The organism is Streptomyces sp. NTD91 (assembly GCF_059510455.1).
The window spans coordinates 14422-31355 of sequence record NZ_JCAJZW010000039.1 but is presented as its reverse complement, the minus strand read 5'-3'; the positions used below and the strand labels follow the sequence as shown (position 1 = coordinate 31355).

At 71.9% G+C, this 16934-nt stretch carries 16 protein-coding genes and 1 pseudogene; 11 read left to right on the top strand and 6 right to left on the bottom strand.

Features of this window, described 5'->3' with window-relative positions:
• Positions 1–6: 6 nt before the first annotated feature.
• From AC5WRT_RS30190 to AC5WRT_RS30160, 7 genes and pseudogenes are all read left to right on the top strand, one after another.
• The gene (locus tag AC5WRT_RS30190) at positions 7–909 is read left to right on the top strand and encodes an alpha/beta hydrolase (protein WP_496096674.1); all 903 of its coding nucleotides are present in this window, start codon (positions 7–9) and stop codon (positions 907–909) included.
• 187 nt (positions 910–1096) lie between these two features.
• The gene (locus tag AC5WRT_RS30185) at positions 1097–2329 is read left to right on the top strand and encodes an alpha/beta hydrolase (RefSeq protein WP_496096673.1); all 1233 of its coding nucleotides are present in this window, start codon (positions 1097–1099) and stop codon (positions 2327–2329) included.
• Positions 2322–3641: an acyltransferase family protein gene (locus AC5WRT_RS30180; RefSeq protein WP_496096672.1), complete on the top strand. Its 1320-nt coding sequence runs from the start codon at positions 2322–2324 to the stop codon at positions 3639–3641. The genes AC5WRT_RS30185 and AC5WRT_RS30180 overlap by 8 nt, the downstream gene beginning before the upstream one ends.
• A gap of 41 nt (positions 3642–3682) precedes the next feature.
• Positions 3683–3985 (top strand): annotated as a pseudogene (locus AC5WRT_RS30175) (response regulator transcription factor); the annotation flags it as partial.
• Between the two features lie 111 nt (positions 3986–4096).
• Positions 4097–5452 (top strand): sensor histidine kinase, encoded by a 1356-nt coding sequence (locus tag AC5WRT_RS30170; protein WP_496096671.1) that lies wholly within the window; start codon positions 4097–4099, stop codon positions 5450–5452.
• Positions 5449–6117 (top strand): response regulator, encoded by a 669-nt coding sequence (locus tag AC5WRT_RS30165; RefSeq protein WP_496096670.1) that lies wholly within the window; start codon positions 5449–5451, stop codon positions 6115–6117. The genes AC5WRT_RS30170 and AC5WRT_RS30165 overlap by 4 nt, the downstream gene beginning before the upstream one ends.
• Before the next feature lie 176 nt (positions 6118–6293).
• A complete protein-coding gene (locus AC5WRT_RS30160; protein WP_496096669.1) occupies positions 6294–7511 on the top strand; it encodes a cytochrome P450 in 1218 nt (405 codons plus the stop codon).
• Between the two features lie 36 nt (positions 7512–7547).
• Here the strand turns inward: AC5WRT_RS30160 and AC5WRT_RS30155 are convergent, their stop codons facing one another.
• Complete coding sequence (locus AC5WRT_RS30155) at positions 7548–9119, bottom strand: ABC transporter permease (protein ID WP_496096668.1); 1572 nt, start codon at positions 9117–9119, stop codon at positions 7548–7550.
• Positions 9116–10009: an ABC transporter ATP-binding protein gene (locus tag AC5WRT_RS30150; protein WP_496096667.1), complete on the bottom strand. Its 894-nt coding sequence runs from the start codon at positions 10007–10009 to the stop codon at positions 9116–9118. The genes AC5WRT_RS30155 and AC5WRT_RS30150 overlap by 4 nt, the downstream gene beginning before the upstream one ends.
• A 74-nt stretch (positions 10010–10083) precedes the next feature.
• Between AC5WRT_RS30150 and AC5WRT_RS30145 the strand changes: the two genes are divergently transcribed.
• Complete coding sequence (locus AC5WRT_RS30145) at positions 10084–10572, top strand: GbsR/MarR family transcriptional regulator (RefSeq protein ID WP_496096666.1); 489 nt, start codon at positions 10084–10086, stop codon at positions 10570–10572.
• A 21-nt stretch (positions 10573–10593) separates the two neighbouring features.
• Here the strand turns inward: AC5WRT_RS30145 and AC5WRT_RS30140 are convergent, their stop codons facing one another.
• Positions 10594–11430: a diacylglycerol kinase gene (locus AC5WRT_RS30140; RefSeq protein ID WP_496096665.1), complete on the bottom strand. Its 837-nt coding sequence runs from the start codon at positions 11428–11430 to the stop codon at positions 10594–10596.
• 196 nt (positions 11431–11626) lie between these two features.
• Here AC5WRT_RS30140 and AC5WRT_RS30135 point away from each other — a divergent pair, with 196 nt between their 5' ends.
• The 3 genes from AC5WRT_RS30135 to AC5WRT_RS30125 all read left to right on the top strand — a co-directional run bounded on the left by AC5WRT_RS30135 (position 11627) and on the right by AC5WRT_RS30125 (position 15627).
• Positions 11627–12910 (top strand): adenylosuccinate synthase, encoded by a 1284-nt coding sequence (locus AC5WRT_RS30135; protein WP_496096664.1) that lies wholly within the window; start codon positions 11627–11629, stop codon positions 12908–12910.
• A gap of 432 nt (positions 12911–13342) precedes the next feature.
• Positions 13343–15166, top strand: a complete 1824-nt coding sequence (locus AC5WRT_RS30130) for a bifunctional metallophosphatase/5'-nucleotidase (protein WP_496096663.1) — start codon at positions 13343–13345, stop codon at positions 15164–15166.
• Between the two features lie 29 nt (positions 15167–15195).
• Positions 15196–15627: an ester cyclase gene (locus AC5WRT_RS30125; protein ID WP_496096662.1), complete on the top strand. Its 432-nt coding sequence runs from the start codon at positions 15196–15198 to the stop codon at positions 15625–15627.
• An 87-nt stretch (positions 15628–15714) separates the two neighbouring features.
• Here AC5WRT_RS30125 and AC5WRT_RS30120 read toward each other — a convergent pair whose 3' ends face one another.
• The 3 genes from AC5WRT_RS30120 to AC5WRT_RS30110 all read right to left on the bottom strand — a co-directional run bounded on the left by AC5WRT_RS30120 (position 15715) and on the right by AC5WRT_RS30110 (position 16889).
• Positions 15715–15942, bottom strand: a complete 228-nt coding sequence (locus AC5WRT_RS30120) for a hypothetical protein (RefSeq protein ID WP_496096661.1) — start codon at positions 15940–15942, stop codon at positions 15715–15717.
• Positions 15929–16168, bottom strand: a complete 240-nt coding sequence (locus AC5WRT_RS30115) for a DUF6400 family protein (protein ID WP_496096660.1) — start codon at positions 16166–16168, stop codon at positions 15929–15931. Before AC5WRT_RS30115 ends, AC5WRT_RS30120 begins: the two co-directional genes overlap by 14 nt.
• A gap of 70 nt (positions 16169–16238) precedes the next feature.
• Entirely contained in the window at positions 16239–16889 is a 651-nt protein-coding gene (locus AC5WRT_RS30110) for a putative DNA-mimic protein (protein WP_496096659.1), read from the bottom strand.
• Between the last annotated feature and the right edge of the window lie 45 nt (positions 16890–16934).

The following is a 16934-nucleotide window of genomic DNA, read 5'->3' as shown; positions in this document are numbered from 1 at the left end:
TTGGAGATGCCGGACGACGCAGCAGCAGCCCGCGCCGCCGCCGAAGAGGAGTCGGCCTTCTCGCACCCCCCGGTCGACCCCGACGTCAGCTCCGCCTACGGCAGCCACCCCGACCAGGTGATCGACTTCTACGCGCCCCGAACCGCCGCGGACTCCCCGGTACCGCTGGTGGTGGTCCTGCACGGCGGCGCCTGGCGCGCCCGCTACGACCGCCGGCACATCACCCCTTTCGCGGACTTTCTGGCCCGCAGGGGTTTCGCGGTGGCCAACGTCGAGTACCGGCGCGGCGGCGAACCGCTGATCCCCGGGCAGGACACGGGGAGCGCCGCAGGGAGCATCCTCCCGCCGGCCGGCCGCTGGCCCGACACCTTCGACGACATCGCCGCCGCCCTGGACGCGCTGCCCGCCCTGGCCGGCGAGGCGCTCCCGCAGGCCGACCTGCGCCGCACGGTGCTCACGGGACATTCGGCCGGCGGCCACCTCGCCCTGTGGGCCGCGGCCCGCCATCTCCTGCCCGCGGACGCCTCCTGGCGCACCGACCGGCCGGCCCCGCTGCGCGGTGTCGTCGCCCTCGCCCCGATCGCGGACTTCGAGGTGGCTCAGAAGCTGGAGGTGTGCGGCCACGCCAGCCTGCAACTCCTCGGCGGCCAGGGCCGGTTCGCCGAGCGGCGCCCGTACGCCGACCCCGTTCTGCTCCTCCCGACGGGCATCGCGACGACGCTGGTCCAGGGGCGTACGGACCTGGTGGTGCCACAGGCGGTGGCCGAGTCCTACGCGGACGCGGCGGCCAAGGCCGGGGAGATGGTCGGCCTGACCCTCCTGGAGGACGTCGGCCACTTCCCCCTGATCGACCCGGCGGCGGACGCGTGCGCGGTGGTGGCGGAGGAGATCGCCCAACTGGCCTGGTAGGCCCGGTCATTCAGCCTCTTCCTGACCACCGGGGTCCGCCCCTCAGGGGCCGCCCCCGTCGTACCCGTAATACCTGAGAGCTACCCCCAAGACAGCTCCCAGGCGGGACGCCGACGACACACCCCCGTCCATAACTTCCTTGTCAGACAAGCCCGGAGCCACGGGCAACCTGAAAGGAAGCCCGCCGATGGGGCGCATCCGCACGAAGACGTATCTGTCCGGGGACCCGCAGCAGTCGGGGGTCACGGACGGCCTCTTGTCCACGGTGCCGCAGTCGCCTGCGGTCCGGGACTCCCTGCCCCCGGACCCGCAGGCGCCGGCCGGGATGGCGCCCCACGAGGGCCACCCGCACTCGAGGACGCAAGCCGCGCGGGTGGTGCGGAGGGGAACCCGGACCCGGCCGGAGGCCGGGCACCCGCCCGCGGCCCCGCAGCCGGTCCCCCGTCGCACCCGCCCCACCCGCCGCCTCCACACATGGCGCCGCACGCTCCTGGCCGCCCTCCTCTCCGCAGCCATCGCCGCCCCCCTCTCCGGCGCGGCCCGCCCCCGGATCCCGGCCCCCGCCCCCGCCGTTCTCCCCCCGATCGGCGCGTCGACCCTCCAGTCGGCCTACGCCGCCAACCGAGCCGACGCGACCCGCGCCGCCGGCATGGCCGCCGCCCACGGGGACACGCACCGCGCCGCCGCCGACCGCACCCTGGCCGCCCCGACCCGCCACCTCCTCGCCTTCGACGGCCGAGGCGCCGGCCAGGCCACGGAGGTGCTCGGCGACCTCGCACACGCCGACCACATCGCCGTCCTGGTCCCCGGCTCGGACACCTCCCTGGACACCTACGCCCGCTTCCACAGGGCGGCCGCGGCCCTGTACGCCGACCTCACCCACCGCGCCCCGCAAGGCACCCGCACCGCGGTCGTCGCCTGGCTGGGCTACGAGACCCCGGCCACGGTGAGCACCGCGGTGACCACGACGACCCGCGCCGAGGAAGCCGCGCCGCACCTGCGGGCCTTCGTACGGGAACTGCGCGCGGCGGCGAAACCGCGGGCGCACCTCTCCCTGCTCTGCCACTCCTACGGCACGGTCGTCTGCGGCCGAGCCGCCGCCGGCCTGGACGCGGACGACATCGTGCTCGTCGGCAGCCCCGGCACCGGCGCGGACTCCGCCGCGGCCCTGCACACTCGCGCACGGATCTGGGCGGCGCGCGGCGGCGCGGACTGGATCGCGAACGTGCCGCACCTCAGTGCCAGTCTCCTCGGCACCACCCTCGGCTTCGGCACCGATCCGGTCTCCCGAGCCTTCGGAGCCCGAATCTTCGACGCGGGCGCCGCCGACCACAGCGGCTACTTCACCCCGGGCTCGCCCTCCCTCACCAACCTGACCCGAATCACCCTGGGCGACCCGCCGGAGGCCCCCCATGCCTGACCAGCCACCAGCCACCCCCCGCCCCACGACATCCGCACACCCGCAGCCGTCCCCCGACGCGCCCCTGCCCACGACCCCGCAGCCGGTCTCTCACACCACACTCCCCGCCACCCCCCGCGCACCCGGTCGAGCCCACCAACTCCCGCATGCCCTCCACCGCTGGGCCCACCACCTCGACACCGCCACCCCCGCCTCACGGGACCGCGCCGTCGACGCCCTCCGCGCCATCGCGATCCTCGGTGTCGTCCTCGGCCACTGGCTGGTGACTGCCCTGGTCGCAGAGGACGGCGGCCTGCACACCACGAGCCCGCTGCAGCACATGCCCCATCTGGTCCCGATCTCCTGGCTGTTCCAGACCCTCGCCGTGTTCTTCCTGGTCGGCGGCCACGTGGCGACCCGCAGCCTCACCACGGCACGCGCCAGAGGCGACACCTACCGCACCTGGCTGCTCGCCCGTCTGGCCCGCCTCCTCCGCCCGGTGGCCGCGCTCGCGTGCCTGTGGGCGCCGACCGCCACCGTCCTCCTCCTCACCGGCACGCCCCTCACCACGATCGAGACGCTGCTCAAACTGGCCCTGTCCCCCCTGTGGTTCCTCCTCGTCCTCGCCGCACTGACGGCCGCCACCCCACTCCTCACCCGTCTCAACCCCCTGTGGCCCCTCGCCGTCGTCCTGCACGTGGACCTTTTCCGCTTCGGCCTGCACACCGGCCCTTCCTGGCTCGGCTGGGCGAACCTCCCGGCGGGCTGGCTGGTGCCGTACACCCTGGGCGCCGCCTGGACCCGCGGCGAACTGGACAGCCGCCGCGCGGGGTACGTGCTGTTCCTCGGTGGTACGGCGGCCACGGCCGTCCTCGTCGGCTGCGCCGGATACCCGGCGTCCATGGTCGGCGTCCCCGGCGCGAGGATCTCCAACCTCGATCCCCCGACCCTCGCGGCCGTCACCTTCGGCCTGGCCCAGTGCGGCCTGGCCCTCCTCCTGCGCGACCGGCTGCGCCGCGCGACGACCCGTCCGCTGCTCTGGGCGGCGGTGGCCCTGGTCAACCTCTCCGCGATGACGATCTACCTCTGGCACCAGACGGCCCTGATGGCCACGACGGCCGTCACCCTCCCCGCCGCCCGCCTGCCCGGCCTGCACACCTCACCCGACTCCCTGACGTGGGTGACGTACCGCCTCGCGTGGCTGCCGGTCTTCACACTGGTGCTGGCCCTGTGCCTGATCGCCTTCCGGCATCACGAGCAGGGGCCCCGCAATCGCAGGTCCCCTGTCGTCCGCCGACACCTTCCTGCGGCAAAGTCCCCGCGCAATGCCTAGTGTTGACTTCGTGAAGCCCGCGGCCGCCCGACAGACGACACGGCGCCGCCTCGCTGGCACCCGGCATCACCCGCCGTCTCATCGCCGAGTTCTCCCGCTTGGACGGCACCCCGCGGGCCCCGCTCAAGCAGCGCGTCGGCGACCTCACCGAGCGGGAGACGGAGGTGCTGGCGCTGATCGCGCAGGGCCTGTCGAACGCGGAGATCGCCGAGCGCCTGGTGGTGGCCGAGCAGACCGTGAAGACGCACGTGGGCCGGATCCTGGTGAAGCTGGGCCGGCGCGACCGCACCCAGGCCGCGGTCTTCGCCTACGAGTCCGGCCTGGTCCGCCCGGGCGGCCGGTGACACCCTCGGTGGCACCCTCAAGGGGGCGACCCGTAGTACCTGAGAGGGACCCCCGAGAACCCCTCTGCAAGATGACGACCGCGGCCCCGGTCGCCGCCTACCGTTTTCCACGTGACCGAGACGACGCACACGCAGACGACACCGCCGGGCGCGGTCGACAGGCCGCGCAGCCCGGAGTTCCGGCTGGCCGCGGACGCCCTGAGCGGGCTGCGGCAGGACCTGTTCCACGAGGCCTTCGCCTACCGCCCGCTGCCCCGCCTCGGCGCCGACAGCTCCTTCGTGCGCCACCGGTCAGGCCGGATGAAGGAGTACGCGACCTGGACGCCGCACGCGGTGGTCGTCGTCCTCGGTGCGGTGGCGTTGCTGCTCGGCATGGCACGCGGGGGCGACTCGGGGGTGCCGTCCCTGCTGTGCGGGCTGCTGGCCCTGGCGCCGGTCCTGCTCACCCTGGTGCGGCCGGCCGGAGCCTTCTGGCTGTCCCTCGCCGCGTCCACGGCCACCGCGGTCATCAGTGCGCAGGCGTGGGCCGGCTGGCCGTGGCCGCCGGGCAGCTTCTTCTCCCACCTGGTGGTGCTCACGGTCGTCGCGATACGCACCCGCCCCCGCACGGCGGCCTGGATGTGGGCGCTCACCGGCGTCTACGGCTCCTTCGCCGCGAGTGTGCTCGGCCCTCCGCACTACGACACCGATGTCGCGCAGATGCTGGTCCTGTCGGCGGTGCTGCTGCTGGTGGTCACCGTCCGGCACATACGCAAGGAGGCCGCGCAGGAGGTGACCGCGCAGCAGACGGTGACCGCACACGAGCGCTCCCGGCGCACCCTCCTGGAGGAGCGCACGACGATCGCCCGCGAGCTGCACGACGTGGTCGCGCACCACATGTCGGTGGTCGCCATCCAGGCGGAGGCCGCGCCCTACCGGGTGGAGAATCCTCCGGAGGAGCTGGAGAAGGCGTTCGCCACCATCCGGGAGAACGCGGTGGCGGCCCTGACCGAGCTGCGCCGGGTCCTCGGCGTCGTCCGCGCGGAGGACCACGAGGCACCGGACGCCCCCCAGCCGACCCTGGCGGACCTCGACGGACTGCTCGCCAATGTGCGGGAGGCCGGCCTGACGACACAGAAGGTGGTGACGGGCGCGGTGCGCGAACTGCCGCAAGGGGTGGAGCTGTCGGCGTACCGGATCGTCCAGGAGGCCCTCAGCAACACCCTGCGCCACGCACCGGGAGCGAGCGCCCGCGTGGAGATCGGCTATGTCCTCGGCGGCCTGGGCCTGCGCATGGTCAACACACCGCCGCCGGCGCCGCAGCTCGTCAAACCGTCGCCCGGCGCCGGACACGGCATCACCGGCATGCGGGAGCGGGTCTCCATGCTGGACGGCGAGATGACGGCGGGCCCGTCGCCGGACGGGGGCTATGAGGTGACGGTGTTCCTGCCGGTTCCGGCGGCCACCGTGGGCGAAGGGGACGCATGACCATCCGCGTACTGATCGCGGACGACCAGATGATGGTCCGCGAGGGCTTCTCGGTCCTGCTGAACGCGATGCCGGACATCGAGGTCGTCGGCGAGGCAGTCAACGGAAGGGAGGCGGTGGACCGGGTCCGTGGACTCGGACCGGACGTCGTGCTGATGGACATCCGCATGCCCGAGCTGAACGGCATCGAGGCCACCCGGGAGATCGTGGCGGCGGACGCGGCGGCGAAGGTGCTGGTGCTGACCACCTTCGACCTGGACGAGTATGTGTACCAGGCCCTGCGGGCGGGCGCCTCCGGCTTCCTGCTCAAGGACGCCTCGGCACGCCAACTGGCCGACGGGGTAAGGGTGGTGGCCGCGGGCGAGGCCCTGCTCGCCCCCTCGGTCACCAAGCGCCTGATCACGGAGTTCTCCCGCCTCGCGGACCCCCCGCGCCTGATCCCGTCGGCGGCCCGGGCGGCCTACGGCGATCTCACGGAACGCGAGACGGAGGTCCTGGTCCTGATCGCCCAGGGCCTGTCCAACGCGGAGATCGCCGAACGCCTGGTGGTGGCGGAGTCGACGATCAAGACCCACGTCAGCCGCATCCTGGTGAAACTCGGCCTCAGAGACCGCACCCAGGCGGCGGTGTTCGCCTACGAGGCCCGCCTGGTGACCCCTGGCTGACCGCCCTGGACGGCGACGAAGAGGTCGAGAGCGTCGGCGTGGGTCCCTGCCGGCCCGGCATGCCACGACCCCGAGCCAAGCCCCCTCTCCTTTCCCGCCGCCACCTTCACCGCCTTGAGCGAGCACCTGAAAGAGCTCCCCTGGTCAGACCGCGCCCCGCGCGTTAGCGTCGCCGCATGGCAGGCGACCTCGCGTTCGATCCCTGGGACCCGGCGTTCGTGGACAACCCCTACCCGGCGTACGCCGAACTGCGGGCGCGCGGGAGGGTGGTGCACTTCGCGCCCACGAACCAGTGGCTGGTGCCGCACCACGCGGACGTCTCCGCGCTGCTGCGGGACCGGCGGCTGGGCCGGACGTATCAGCACCGGTTCTCGCACGACGAGTTCGGCCGGACCCCGCCCCCGCCGGAGCACGAGCCGTTCCACACGCTCAACGACCGCGGGATGCTCGACCTGGAGCCGCCGGACCACACCCGGATCCGGCGACTGGTGTCGAAGGCGTTCACACCGCGCACGGTGGAGCGGCTGCGACCGTACGTCCACGCGCTGGCGGACGAACTGGTGGCGGCGCTCGTCCGTGACGGCGGCGGTGACCTGCTCACCGAGGTGGCCGAGCCGCTGCCGGTGGCGGTGATCGCCGAGATGCTCGGCATCCCCGAGGCCGACCGCGCCCTGCTGCGCCCCTGGTCGGCGGACATCTGCGGGATGTACGAGCTGAACCCGTCGGAGGAGACCGCCGCGAAGGCGGTGCGCGCGTCGGTGGAGTTCTCCGAATACCTGCGGGGGCTGATCGCCGCGCGCCGCGAGGAACCCGGCGAGGACCTCGTCTCCGGTCTGATCGCCGTGCACGACGATGACGACGACCGGCTCACCGAGCAGGAGATGATCTCGACGGCGGTGCTGCTGCTCAACGCGGGCCACGAGGCGACCGTCAACGCGACGGTGAACGGCTGGTGGGCCCTGTTCCGCAACCCCGCCCAGCTCGCCGCCCTGCGCGCCGACCACTCCCTGGTGCCGTCCGCGATCGAGGAGCTGATGCGCTACGACACCCCGCTCCAGCTCTTCGAACGCTGGGTGCTGGACGACATCGAGATCGACGGCACGACGATCCCGAGGGGCTCGGAGGTCGCCATGCTCTTCGGCTCCGCCAACCACGACCCGGCCGTCTTCGCCGACCCCGACCGCCTGGACCTGACCCGTGGGGACAACCCGCACATCTCCTTCAGCGCGGGCATCCACTACTGCATCGGCGCCCCTCTGGCCCGCATCGAACTCGCGGCCTCCATGACCGCTCTTCTGCGGCGGGCCCCGACCCTGGCGCCGGCGGCGGAGCCACGGCGGAAGCCGAACTTCGTCATCAGGGGGCTGGAGGGGCTGAACGTGGAGGTGCGCTGACGGGCGTCCGGCCGGTGGACGGCTGCCGCTGAGCGTTCAGGCCGTCAGGTCCCTGCGGCGCAGCCCTGTGAGGCCCGCCGCGACGAACAGCACGGCCAGACCCAGGAGCACCAGCACCGGTCCCCACTCCATCCCCCCGCCCGGCAGCTTCGGCAGATGCCCGAAGGGGGAGAGGTCCAGCACTGTCCGGGGCAGGTTCAGCGCCGGGCCGATCCAGCCGAGGAGCAGGGCCGCGCCGGCCACGCCCCAGGCCGCGACCGCTCCCCGGGGCAGGACGCCGTACAGCAGGACGGCTACCCCGCCGATCACCCAGACGGCGACGACCTGGAGCAGGCACGCGCCCAGTACCGGGCCGATCTGCCGACCGTAGCCGACGGCGAAGCCGAGGCCGGCCAGCAGCATCAGCAGGGCCGAGCCGCCGAACGCGATGAGCAGATGGCCCAGGGCCCAGCGCAGCCGGCTCACCGCGCCGGCCAGCACCGGTTCGGCGCGCCCGGAGGTCTCCTCGCCGCTCAGCCGCAGCACGGACGACACGACGTACAGGGCGGCGACCAGGCCGAGCATGCCGATCATCGCGGCGAGGAAGGCGTCGGTCAGGCCGCTGTGGCCGCCCATGCGCTGGAAGATCTCCCGGGCCTTGGCATTGTCGCCGACGAGCTTCGCGGCGCCGTCCGTCAGCCCGCCGTAGACGACTCCGGCGAGGAAGTAGCCGAGCGACCAACCGAGGACGCTGCCGCGCTGCAACCGCCAGGCCAGGGCCCGGGCAGTGGCGAGCCGGCCCTCGGCGGGTCCCGGCCGGGTCGGCAGGAAGCTCATGCCGATGTCCCGGCGGCCGGCCAAGGCGTAGGCGAGGAAGGTCTGGAGGGCGATCGCCGCGGCGAACAGCAGGAGTACCCACCAGCGTTCGGCCGCGAAGGGCCGTACGTTCTCCTGCCAGCCCAGCGGGGACAGCCAGGTCAGCGCCGAGGAGCCGTCGTTCGTCGTGGAGTCGCCCGCCGCGCGCAGCACGAACGCCGCGCCGAGGACCGCCGCCGTCAGGCCCCGGGCCAGCCGGGCGCTCTCGCTCAGCTGGGCGACGATCGCCGCCGTCGAGGCGAAGAGCATGCCGACGCCCGCCACCCCGAGTCCGAAGGCCAGGGCGCCCGCCGCGCCCTGCCCGGCGAGCCCCGCCGTGATCAGCGCGCCCAGGGCCGCGTCGGCGACCGTCGCCGCCAGCAGGGCCGCCGTCAGCGGGGCCCGGCGGCCCACCATCCCGGAGGACAGCAGTTCCTGCCGGCCGCTCTCCTCCTCGTCGCGGGTGTGCCGTACGACGACGAGCAGGCTCGTCACGGCGGCGAGCGCGCCCGCGTACACCCCCACCCGCCACGCCGTCAGCGCGCCCAGCGAGTCGCCGAAGACCGGGCCGACCATGGCGCGCAGGGAGGCGTTGGTCGCCATCTGGTGCAGCAGGTCGGCGCGGGCGGCCGGGGTGCCGTACAGGCCGCTGAGCGTCTTCGGCATGGAGAGGACCATCAGCGTGTTCACCACGACCCAGACCGGGATCAGCGCGCGGTCGCGGCGCAGGGAGAACCTCAACAGGGCTCCGGTACCGGCCAGTGGGGAGGTCATACGGCCACCTCGTCCGCGTAGTGCCGCAGGAACAGCTCCTCCAGCGTCGGTGGCGTCGAGGTCAGCGAGCGCACTCCGGACGCCGTCAAGGACCGCAGTACGGCGTCGAGCCGGTCGGTGTCCACCTGGAACCGGACCCGGTGTCCCTGCACGTCCAGGCCGTGCACGCCGGGCAGCCCGGCCAGTCCGTCGGGCGGGGCGGCGAGTTCGGCGCTGACGCTGGTCCGGGTCAGATGCCGCAGGTCGGCCAGCGAGCCGCTCTCCACGGTCCGCCCCTTGCGGATGATGCTGACCCGGTCACAGAGTTCCTCCACCTCGCTCAGGATGTGCGAGGAGAGCAGGACCGTGCGGCCGCGGTCGCGCTCCTCCTCGACGCAGGCCTGGAAGACCTCCTCCATCAACGGGTCCAGGCCCGAGGTGGGCTCGTCCAGGATCAGCAGGTCCACGTCCGAGGCGAAGGCCGCGACCAGGGCGACCTTCTGCCGGTTGCCCTTGGAGTAGGTGCGGCCCTTCTTGGTGGGGTCCAACTCGAAGCGGTCGATCAGCTCGGCGCGGCGCCGGCGGTCCAGGCCTCCGCGCAGGCGGCCGTAGAGGTCGATGACCTCACCTCCGGAGAGGTTGCGCCACAGGGTCACGTCCCCGGGGACGTAGGCGATCCTGCGGTGCACCTCCACCGCGTCGCGCCAGGGGTCGCGGCCCAGCACCTGTGCGGCGCCCGCGTCGGCGCGCAGCATTCCGAGCAGCACCCGGATGGTGGTCGACTTGCCGGCGCCGTTGGGGCCGAGGAAGCCGTGCACCTCACCGGACTCGACGTCCAGGTCGAGGCCGTCCAGCGCGTGCGTACGGCCGAAGGACTTGTGGAGTCCGGCGACCGTGATTGCCTTCGTCATGGCCCCGAACGTACGCGTCTTTCAGAAAATTGTGAAGTTACCGAAGCTCCCTAAGGTTGGGTACGGTAGGCCCTATGACGGATGCGGTGCAGCGGGACCCGGAAGCGGTTTCCCAGTTCGTGGAACACTTCGCGGCCCAGCTCGTCGAGGCGGGCGTCCCGCGCATGCCGTCACGGGTGTTCGCGGCACTGCTCGCCTCCGACACCGGCACCCAGACCTCGGCCCAGCTGGGCGAGCAGTTGAAGATCAGTCCCGCGGCGGTCTCCGGGGCCGTGCGCTACCTCGCGCAGGTTCACCTGGTGTCGAGGGAGCGCGAGCCGGGTTCGCGCCGGGAGCGGTACCGGGTGCACAGCGACCAGTGGTACGAGGCCCTCACCAGCCGCGATGCCGTCATCAAGCGCTGGGAGGACGCCCTGCGGGAGGGCGTGGACTCTCTCGGCCCCGACACGCCGGCCGGCCGCCGGCTGGCCGAGACCCTGGACTTCTTCGAGTTCATCGAGCGCGACGTGGTCACGATGATGGAACGCTGGCGCGCCTACCGGGACCGGAAACACCAGAGCTGAGCACCGCCCCGCCACCCCGGCTCACGAATCCGGCAGCACCAGCCCCCACGCCCCCCGCGCCACCCGCCAGGTCCGCCGTCGTACCGGGCCCGACACGCCCGCGTCCGCCCGGTAGCGGAAATCCATGCCGGTCACCGTCACCGTCCGCCCGGACGCCCGGACCGGCGTCGCCTCCGCGCCCACCGACAACGGCCGTACCTCCACCTCCGCGAGGCCGCGCGTGCCCGGTGCCACGGACACCGCCTCGACCGGCTGACCCAGGTCCACCACCGTCTCGCCGTCGACCTCCACCCGGAGCCGGGAGGGGCCGGGGGAGGGCACGGCGGACAGCCGGGGCGGGCGGGGGGCGAGGGTGCGGACCAGGGAGCGGTACCAGGGGCGGCAGGCGACGGTGAGCGGCTGCGCCGCGGCCGCCCGCGCCACCGGATCCGGCGGTATGCCCAGCCCGCTCAGCACGACCCCGTCGCTGTCGTCGACCAGCAGGTCCAGGCGCCGCTCCGCGCCGTCCAGCACGGCCCGCGCCGCCGCCACCGCCCCGCCCGGCACCCCGAGCGACTCGGCCAGGCGGGTGTCACCCACCGGGACCACCGACAGCGCACATCCGGCCAGCTCCCGCGCCCGGTGCAGCAGGGTCACCGCCCGCACCAGAGCGCGGTCGTCGCCGACCACCACCGGCCGCCGGGCCCCCCGCCGGCCCAGCGCGCGGGCGAATTCCTCCGGCCCGTCCGGGAGGCACACCTTGGCCGCCGCACCCGCGCTGAGCACGTCTTTCGCGATACGTACGGACTCTCCGTCCGCCTGCCGCGCCGCCGGATCGATGATCACCAGCAGCTGTTCGGACGTCGCGAAAGTCGCCACCTCGGTCCTGCCTCGCTTCCTCGGGTAGCATCTTTGTGCAAGAGCCCCTTGCGCTATTGCGCCAGGGGCTTCGTCTATTCCGGGGCATCCGGTCCGACGGTTGGCGACCAACGGCGGTCGCTGTGGCACGCGGCGGTGTACCTTACGCCCACGCCCCCGACCTTGGACATGCCCCGCCCGGAAGGGGTGTACGCGCGTGCCCGCACTTGTGCTGCTCGGTGCTCAGTGGGGTGACGAAGGCAAGGGAAAGGCGACCGACCTGCTCGGTGGCTCGGTGGACTATGTAGTGCGATACCAGGGCGGCAACAACGCCGGCCACACGGTCGTCGTCGGCGACCAGAAGTACGCCCTGCACCTGCTCCCTTCCGGAATCCTGTCCCCCGGTTGTACGCCGGTCATCGGAAACGGCGTCGTCGTCGACCCGTCGGTCCTGCTCTCCGAGCTGAGCGGTCTGAACGAGCGTGGCGTCGACACGTCCAAGCTCCTGATCAGCGGTAACGCGCACATCATCACGCCGTACAACGTGACCGTCGACAAGGTCACGGAGCGCTTCCTCGGAAAGCGCAAGATCGGGACCACCGGTCGCGGCATCGGGCCGACCTACGCGGACAAGATCAACCGCGTGGGCATCCGGGTCCAGGATCTCTACGACGAGTCGATCCTGCAGCAGAAGGTCGAGGCGGCCCTCGACGTCAAGAACCAGATCCTCACCAAGCTGTACAACCGGCGCGCCATCACCGCCGACCAGGTGGTCGAGGAGCTGCTGGGCTACGCCGAGCAGATCGAGCCGTACGTCGCCGACACCGTCCTGATCCTCAACCAGGCGCTGGAGCAGGACAAGGTCGTGCTCTTCGAGGGCGGCCAGGGCACGCTGCTGGACATCGACCACGGCACCTATCCCTTCGTCACGTCCAGCAACCCCACGGCGGGCGGCGCCTGCACCGGCGCCGGCGTGGGCCCCACGAAGATCAGCCGGGTCATCGGCATCCTCAAGGCCTACACGACCCGTGTCGGCGCCGGCCCCTTCCCGACCGAGCTGTTCGACGCGGACGGCGAGGCGCTGCGCCGGATCGGCGGCGAGCGAGGTGTGACGACGGGCCGCGACCGTCGCTGCGGCTGGTTCGACGCGGTCATCGCCCGCTACGCAACCCGCGTGAACGGCCTGACCGACTTCTTCCTCACCAAGCTGGACGTCCTGACCGGCTGGGAGCAGATCCCGGTCTGCGTGGCATACGAGATCGACGGCAAGCGCGTCGAGGAACTGCCCTACTCCCAGACCGACTTCCACCACGCGAAGCCGGTCTACGAGACCCTGCCCGGCTGGTCCGAGGACATCACCAAGGCGAAGTCCTTCTCCGACCTGCCCAAGAACGCCCAGAACTACGTGAAGGCGCTGGAGGAGATGTCCGGCGCCCCGATCTCCGCGATCGGCGTGGGCCCGGGCCGGGACGAGACGATCGAGATCAACTCGTTCCTCTGACAGCGCCTGGCTCATGCGGCTCCGACGGGACGGCCGGTGCACTCGGCACGACCGGCCGTCCCACCTCCATCAAGGCCGAGCGCCGAACATGCGACCGCCGTGTCCGTCGCCGTAACCGGCCATGGCCACCACCACGTCGGCGACCGCGCGTGCTCCCCTCGGGCCGAGCCCTCCTGAGCGCGTCGCCGGTGGCGATCAACCTGCGGGCGGTGGGTGGTCCTCCCTGCGAGGCCGAGTCGGAGGCGATGGCCGTGATCGTCGCGCGCACAGGACGGCTGAGCGGAGCCCTCAAGTCCACTTGTATTTCCATTTGTTGACTCGCCCATGACCCGTTCCTGGTTTCGCGCGGATATGGCGTACGGCAAGCATCTACGCGGGTAGTCCCGCCGCCATGCCCGTTCGATCCTGCCTCTCGAGCACCAGGAGCTCCGCATGCCCGCCCATCCCATGAACCGCCGTGAGTTCGTGAAGAAGTCGGCCGTCACCGGTGCGGCGGTGGCCGCCGCCGGGACCGTCGGCACCGGCACCGCGCAGGCCGCCGAAGCCGGTCACCGTCCCGGAAAGGCGCCGCGCACCTGGTCGTTCTCCATCCTGGGCACCACCGACCTGCACAGCCACGTCTTCGACTGGGACTACTACAAGGACGCCCCCTACACCGACAAGGCGGGCAACTCCGTGGGCGTGGCGCGCGTGGCCACCCTCATCAAGCAGCAGCGCGAGGCCAAGGGCGAGGACCACGTCCTCCTCGTCGACGCCGGCGACATCATCCAGGGCACCTCCCTGGCCTACTACTTCGCGCGCGTCGACCCGATCACGGGCACCGACGGCAAGAAGGGCCCCAAGCACCCGATGGCCGTGGCCATGAACCACATGCGCTACGACGCCGCCGCCCTCGGCAACCACGAGTTCAACTACGGCATCGAGGTGCTGCGCAAGTTCGAGAGCCAGTGCCGCTTCCCGCTGCTGGGCGCCAACGCCCTCGACGCGAAGACCCTGCGCCCGGCCTTCGAGCCGTACACCGTGAAGCGCATCTGTGTGCCGGGCGCCCCGGACATCAAGGTCGGCATCCTCGGCCTGACCAACCCCGGCATCGCGCTGTGGGACAAGGACAACGTCGGCGGGAAGATGGTGTTCCCGGGCCTGGTGGAGCAGGCGAAGAAGTACGTGCCGCGGCTGCGCGCGCTGGGCTGTGACGTCGTCTTCCTGACGGACCACTCCGGCCTCGACGGCTCCTCCTCGTACGGCGACGAACTGCCGTACGTGGAGAACGCGTCGAACCTGGTCGCCGAGCAGGTGCCGGGCATCGACGCGATCCTGGTGGGCCACACGCACGTCGAGGTGCCGTCCTACACGGTGAAGAACGAGCAGACCGGCGAGGAGGTCCTCCTCTCCGAGCCGTACTGCTGGGGCTACCGACTCAGCGTCTTCGACTTCGAACTCGAACTCCACCACGGGCAGTGGAAGGTGACGAGCAAGACGGCGCAGACCCTCAACCCCAACACGGTGGACGAGGACCCGGAGATCAAGAAGCTCCTGGAGGCCGACCACGAGCTGGTGGTCAAGTACGTCAACACGCCGGTCGGCACGTGCACCGCGGACCTGTCGGCGGCGGACTCCTGCTGGCAGGACGTCCCCATCATGGACTTCATCCACAAGGTCCAGACGGACACCGTGAAGGCGGGCCTGTCGGCTGCGGACGCCGCGCTCCCGCTGGTCTCCGTCGCGGCGCCCTTCTCCCGCACGGCCGACATCCCCCAGGGCAACGTCACCATCAAGGACATCGCCGGCCTCTACATCTACGACAACACCCTGTACGGCAAGAAGCTGACGGGCGCCCAGCTCAAGGACTACCTGGAGTACGCGGCGAAGTACTACCACCAGGTCCCGGCCGGCACGAAGGTCGACACCGCGACCCTCACCAACGCCAACAACTTCTGGGACTACATGTACGACACGGCGGCGGGCGTCGACTACGAGATCGACATCGCGCAGCCGGAGGGTTCGAGGATCAAGAACCTGACCTACGAGGGCGCCCCGGTCGCCGACGACCAGGTCTTCGTCGTGGCGGTGAACAACTACCGGGCGAACGGTGGTTCGGGTTACCCCCACATCGCCGCGGCGCCCATCGCCTACAGCTCGACCAACGAGATCCGCCAGCTGATGATCGACTACGTGACCGCGAAGAAGACCCTCGACCCGGCCGACTTCGCCGTCATCAACTGGAAGCTGACCCAGGCGGGCACGCCGGTCTTCTGAGAACGGTGTCCGTGACAGAGGGGGAGTGCATGAGCACGGTGGACGGCGGCAGGAAGGTGGTCCAGGGCTTCTTCGAGGCGGTCAGCGAGGGCCGGCTCGAGGACCTGCCTCAGTACATGGCGGCGGACGTCGTGGACCACAACAAGATCATCCACGGTGAGGCGGACGAACCGGGGGCCGCCTTCGAGGGGCTGCGCCGGCAGGCGGAGGCGCTCGCGCCGCTCACCGTCCAGGTGGAGGAGCTGATCGGCGAGGGCGACCGGGTGGTGGCCCGGGTGACCCAGCGGGGCGTGCACAGCGCGGCCCACCCGCGGATGCCCGAGCCGACCGGCCGGTCCTTCGAGATCGAGGCGATCTGGATCTTCACCCTGCGCGACGGCAGGATCGCAAGGATCCGCGCGGTCAGCGACCGGCTGGGACTGTTCGCGCAGCTCGGCTGGCCGCTGCCGACGGCCGGCTGACCCACCGCCGGACCGAGCGGGCCGGGCAGAGGGCGACAGCGTCCGCTGCCCGGCCGGTGCCGCACTCCCCGGTGGGACGGGACCCTGTCAGCCGGGCGAGCGGGTGGCGCCGAAGTTGCTCTCGTGGGTCCAGACGTGGTGGCACGAGGGGCACTGGAGGTGCAGGAGGCTGCCGGTGTTGGACAGCAGGTAGCGCCAGTGGGCCGTGCAGGCGGCTCCCCGCCGGCAGGTCCCGCACGCGGCCCGGTCGTCGCAGTTCGGGCAGGGCACCCAGGCGCGCCGGCCTGTGTCGGCCTGCGGGTCAAGCGGCAGCATCGCCGGGTGATGGCGGGAGCACGCCGGCTGCCACCAGTTCGTCGTAGATCCGTTGCTGCTCGGCGTCCAGGCCGGAGTACAGCAGTGCCCGCGCCTCCTCCTCGCCGCGCAGCGCCGCCGCCGGGTCCCAGTCGGGGCCGAGGGCGGCCATGACGTGGGTGCGCCGGAGCATCTCGTGTGCGCTCAGGTCGACGCCGAAGTCGAAGGTGGGGCCGTGGGGGGACATGCCATCGAACGTAGGGGGGGCATTTCCCCCACGGCAAGAACAGGTGGGTGAAATCACACCGGCCCGGCGGTCAGCTGAAGACGATCATCGAGCCCTGGGCCAGGGAGCGGGTCGCCGCCGCGTGCAGGCCCAGCCACACATGTCGTTCCCGCGCGAATGGGCTGGGGTCGTACGGCGCGGGGACCGCAGGTTCCTCCAGTTCCGTGGGGGCCGTCGGTGGCGCCGGCGCCGCCGGAGGGTTGGCCGGGTCGATGCCGATGGCCGCGGCCACGTACTCCAGCTCCCGCAGCAGGGACTGCGAGCTGCCCAACGGTCCGCCGCCCGCGAGGAGTTCGTCGTTGGACAGCGGGTGCGGGAAGTCGACCGGCACGTACGCGCCCGCGTGGTCGTAGTGCCACACCAGATGGGACTGCTGCGCCGTGGACTCGAACATCTCCAGCAACTGCTCGTAGTCGCCACCCAGTTCGTCCACCGGCGTCACCGGCAGCCCGCAGACCTGGAGCAGATACGCCCGGCGCAGGAAGTGCAGGGCGTCGTAGTCGAAACCCGCCACCGGCGCGACCTCGCCGGACAGGCCCGGCATGTACTGGTACACCGGCACCGGCGGCAGCCCCGCCTGAGCCAGGGCCTTGTCGTACTGCGCGAGTTCCTCGGCGAACGGGTTGTCGGGGGTGTGGCACAACACGTCCACGAGCGGTACCAGCCACAGGTCACAGGCCAAAGAGGGCTCCTCGCACACAGAAGGGTCCAGCACGGACGTGGTCAG

What these genes read in the sequence shown, in the direction of transcription:
- AC5WRT_RS30160 (WP_496096669.1), top strand. Translation starts at nt 6,294, where the DNA reads ATGGCAGGCGACCTCGCGTTCGATCCCTGGGACCCGGCGTTCGTGGAC.
- AC5WRT_RS30145 (WP_496096666.1), top strand. Translation starts at nt 10,084, where the DNA reads ATGACGGATGCGGTGCAGCGGGACCCGGAAGCGGTTTCCCAGTTCGTG.
- AC5WRT_RS30150 (WP_496096667.1), bottom strand. Translation starts at nt 10,009, where the DNA reads ATGACGAAGGCAATCACGGTCGCCGGACTCCACAAGTCCTTCGGCCGT.
- AC5WRT_RS30180 (WP_496096672.1), top strand. Translation starts at nt 2,322, where the DNA reads ATGCCTGACCAGCCACCAGCCACCCCCCGCCCCACGACATCCGCACAC.
- AC5WRT_RS30185 (WP_496096673.1), top strand. Translation starts at nt 1,097, where the DNA reads ATGGGGCGCATCCGCACGAAGACGTATCTGTCCGGGGACCCGCAGCAG.
- AC5WRT_RS30130 (WP_496096663.1), top strand. Translation starts at nt 13,343, where the DNA reads ATGCCCGCCCATCCCATGAACCGCCGTGAGTTCGTGAAGAAGTCGGCC.
- AC5WRT_RS30155 (WP_496096668.1), bottom strand. Translation starts at nt 9,119, where the DNA reads ATGACCTCCCCACTGGCCGGTACCGGAGCCCTGTTGAGGTTCTCCCTG.
- AC5WRT_RS30165 (WP_496096670.1), top strand. Translation starts at nt 5,449, where the DNA reads ATGACCATCCGCGTACTGATCGCGGACGACCAGATGATGGTCCGCGAG.
- AC5WRT_RS30115 (WP_496096660.1), bottom strand. Translation starts at nt 16,168, where the DNA reads ATGTCCCCCCACGGCCCCACCTTCGACTTCGGCGTCGACCTGAGCGCA.
- AC5WRT_RS30120 (WP_496096661.1), bottom strand. Translation starts at nt 15,942, where the DNA reads ATGCTGCCGCTTGACCCGCAGGCCGACACAGGCCGGCGCGCCTGGGTG.
- AC5WRT_RS30125 (WP_496096662.1), top strand. Translation starts at nt 15,196, where the DNA reads ATGAGCACGGTGGACGGCGGCAGGAAGGTGGTCCAGGGCTTCTTCGAG.
- AC5WRT_RS30190 (WP_496096674.1), top strand. Translation starts at nt 7, where the DNA reads ATGCCGGACGACGCAGCAGCAGCCCGCGCCGCCGCCGAAGAGGAGTCG.